Here is a 3,144-nt window from a genome sequence, read left to right as displayed (position 1 = left end):
GGACAAGCATCGTCATTTTATTATGGTCAGCCTCAGGGTGAAGTGTGTCTAATCAACAGGGTTTTCGGTCTCTAAGCACTTTTTAAAGGGAACATCATCGACTCAAATCTCTATTTGCAACAGTGCCGTCAAATTAACGAACACACGGATATTATTGCTGAATATGAGCAACACAAGCAAGGTCGCACTATTACAGGATTTACCTTTAAATTTAAACAAAGAACCAAGCCCAAAACGGTAAAAGCTGAAAAGACAGAGCGTGATCCACATACAGTAGATATGTTTATAACCATGACCGATAATCAACGCTTTGCCTTCGCTAAAAAAATATCTCAATTACATGAGGCATCGTATTTGGCACAAGGGCAAGCAGGTCGAAGTTACGATGTGTTTGCTGAACAAATTGCTGAAGCATTATTAGATAGTGAAAAGCAGAAAGTATATTTACCCTTCTTATCGAAATTAGGGTTTAAATTTTAAGATTTTTATTCGCTGTTTACAGGTTGTGGTAGAAGTAGTCCTTGATATCAAAAACAAAAATTATTTTAAGGGAATAAAGGCTTCTGACTATCACCAAATGATAAGTTATCTGAGTTCTATTCAGTGAAAAACTGCTATATTAGGGGTCAGCACAGAAAACGGAAATTATAGGGCGGTAAGTACATTTATTTACTTCTATGTAGTTGTTATTTAAGAACTTCGTTAAAAATCTTTCAATTAAATTGCATGTTGCCAATCTCTAGCAGACAGGCAAAGCATAAAAATATAAATCTTTGATTTTAATAAATTAATTAGTCGACAAAATTCCTTGTCGTACTATTTTCTCCAAATTCTGGGGTAACCCCTATCAAATCAAAAACTCGATGATATGCGTCATTTAGTTGATCAAATACCTTCTTACGGCAGTCAATCTATACCTAAAATAAACGATCCTAGTTGGGAGGGGTTATTAGATGATCGGAGAATATCTTGGAATATGAACGACATCACCATAATAGAAAGGCTAGTACTTATTTATTATACTTTTAGTATGAAGGTTCTTAGTGTTTTCAATCAAGAATTTGCAGAGAGAGGAGTTTCTTTTTCATACTCTGATTAGTATGCCTATGGCAAACCAATTTCACTGCTTCGGTACCCTAGTGAGGACTAGAACCTTAGGCTGTAGGCTAATGATATTGGTATATTGAGTTATTTAGGTAGTCGCGGTGTACTTCATGGTGTATAGAAAGTTAGTTTTTCGAGCTAATAAAGCCATTTTGACAAAATTTAAGAAGTATTTTAGAAAACTAGATAGTTACACAGAATTTAGGGTAGTCTCAAAATGAAAGTTATAACTAATGGTTCTTTAACATCTTCTAATTCCTTTGGTGAAAAATAAGATTCCATTTTATGCTTAACTCTCAACTTTTTTTCGCTAAATCATTTATTTTACGAAGGTTAGACTTTCAATATTAAACTTACAATTCTTGTAATACAGCCATTCCAATAGGCTTAAGAAGTTGAGAGTGGCATTTCTTGCATAGAATTATTTTGTATTAAATAAAATAACTAAAGGTTTGGCTCGTGAAGATCTCAATAAGAAAACTGTATGTAATTAGCTTAAGTGCATTAATTACTGTGGCTTGTTCCAGTCAAAGTGAATCAGAAGGGATGCTAATTATAAATAACAAAACCTCCGAAGATATAACTAAGGTTAATTTAACTTATAAAACCACTAATAAATCAGAAAATATAGGTAATTTATCTCCTAATCAATCATTTAAGTATCCTATAAAATATTCTGACACCGAAGACTCTATAGTAATTACATATACTGATAGTAATAATACAGTGCATAAGGATGTAGCTGTTCCTTATTTCGGTAAATATGATAAGAAAAATTATAGTTATAATATCAAGTAGTTTAAGTATTATTAATATTTAGAGTGTACGGCATTGACGGTATAGGTTAAATTGACACTACAAGACAGCACTTTAACCAATTTCAACAGCAACATCCCCAAATATATTTAATATAAATTAAGCATGAGATATAAAAATGCACGCCTTTGATATTATCATACCCCAATATACAGGTATCGCTGAAGATGATGATAGCCACGACCATGATGTATTTTGTTATTTAGGAAATTTAGAAGGCAACGGACAAATATTACCCCGTAACCATCATTTAGCTGTTAGCCAAAATGATATTACTCGCGTGACTGTGGTGTGTCCTGAAATGGATGCCCTTGACCGTAAAAATATGAACAGCTATGCCCAAGAAATGCACAATAAAATCGAACAGTTAGCAGGTAAACCCATTCAAACCTTGTATATCGGAGAAGACCATGACTATCCTCTTCCCCGTTATGCCGTACCAACGCAATCTGAATTTTACATGTTGCGTTGGGGCTGGAGTTCGCCTTTACTAGATGGAGTAACCTTACAAGGCATTCCTCTATATAAAATCCCATATACCCAACCTGATCACCCTTGTTATGATAATGTGTGGTCATGGTATCGTCAGGCTGAAGCGTTATATCGTTTGTGGCTTGGTTCTCAACCAGTAAGTGAAGCCTTTGCCTTAGAGCAAATGCAAAATCCCAATTCTGAGCATAGCAAAATAGGTCGAGAATTGTGCCGTATCATTGAACAAAGCACAGGTGTACCCACCTATTATTTTCTAATGAATTACCGTGATTGGACACAGGCAGAAGATATGGAACAAAAATGTCCACTGACAGGGCAGGATTGGCTATTGCCTGCCAATACCTATCACTATATTGATTTTAAATGCGATGAGAGTCGTTTGGTGAGTGAGTTGAGTCAAAATTGGTCGGATGAAAGCGAGGACTGACCGAATGAAAAATTATTTGTGGTAAGCTCATAAAGCCTATCAAGCATAGAGATAAAAATAACACCCAAACTATCTGTAACCAACCGTGAATCGTCTCGATATTTTCGGAGAGTGTTTTACTGGAATCAGGTACAGGACAAGTTTATTTTCAGTATACCCTAGCGGAACCACCTAAAAAGGCACTGTTGCAAATAGGCTGACATGATAAGCTAAATATCTTATTTATTTCGAGATACAGCAGATGAATCCCTTCCACGGTCGGCACTTTCAAGGTGAAATCATTCTTTGGGCTGTTCGTTGGTATT

Annotated in this window: 3 protein-coding genes and 1 pseudogene; all 4 read left to right on the top strand. The window is 35.3% G+C overall.

What is annotated here, in order from left to right; genetic code table 11:
• Positions 1 to 75: pseudogene (locus FTU35_RS13155) on the top strand (IS6 family transposase); the annotation flags it as partial.
• A gap of 39 nt (positions 76 to 114) precedes the next feature.
• Positions 115 to 480 carry a RepB family plasmid replication initiator protein gene (locus tag FTU35_RS13150; protein ID WP_218944957.1) on the top strand — a complete coding sequence of 122 codons (366 nt, stop codon included), beginning with the start codon at positions 115 to 117 and terminating at the stop codon, positions 478 to 480.
• 1,083 nt (positions 481 to 1,563) lie between these two features.
• Positions 1,564 to 1,902: a hypothetical protein gene (locus FTU35_RS13145; protein WP_114237945.1), complete on the top strand. Its 339-nt coding sequence runs from the start codon at positions 1,564 to 1,566 to the stop codon at positions 1,900 to 1,902.
• A 136-nt stretch (positions 1,903 to 2,038) separates the two neighbouring features.
• On the top strand, positions 2,039 to 2,839 hold the full coding sequence (locus FTU35_RS13140; RefSeq protein ID WP_114237944.1) for a DUF2310 family Zn-ribbon-containing protein: 801 nt from the start codon (positions 2,039 to 2,041) through the stop codon (positions 2,837 to 2,839).
• Positions 2,840 to 3,144 lie beyond the last annotated feature (305 nt).

Origin of the sequence: Acinetobacter sp. YH12095 (genome assembly GCF_013419245.1) — a bacterium.
GTDB lineage: Bacteria > Pseudomonadota > Gammaproteobacteria > Pseudomonadales > Moraxellaceae > Acinetobacter > Acinetobacter towneri.
This window is presented reverse-complemented; position numbering and strand designations above follow the sequence as displayed.

What these genes read in the sequence shown, in the direction of transcription:
- FTU35_RS13140 (WP_114237944.1), top strand. Translation starts at nt 2,039, where the DNA reads ATGCACGCCTTTGATATTATCATACCCCAATATACAGGTATCGCTGAA.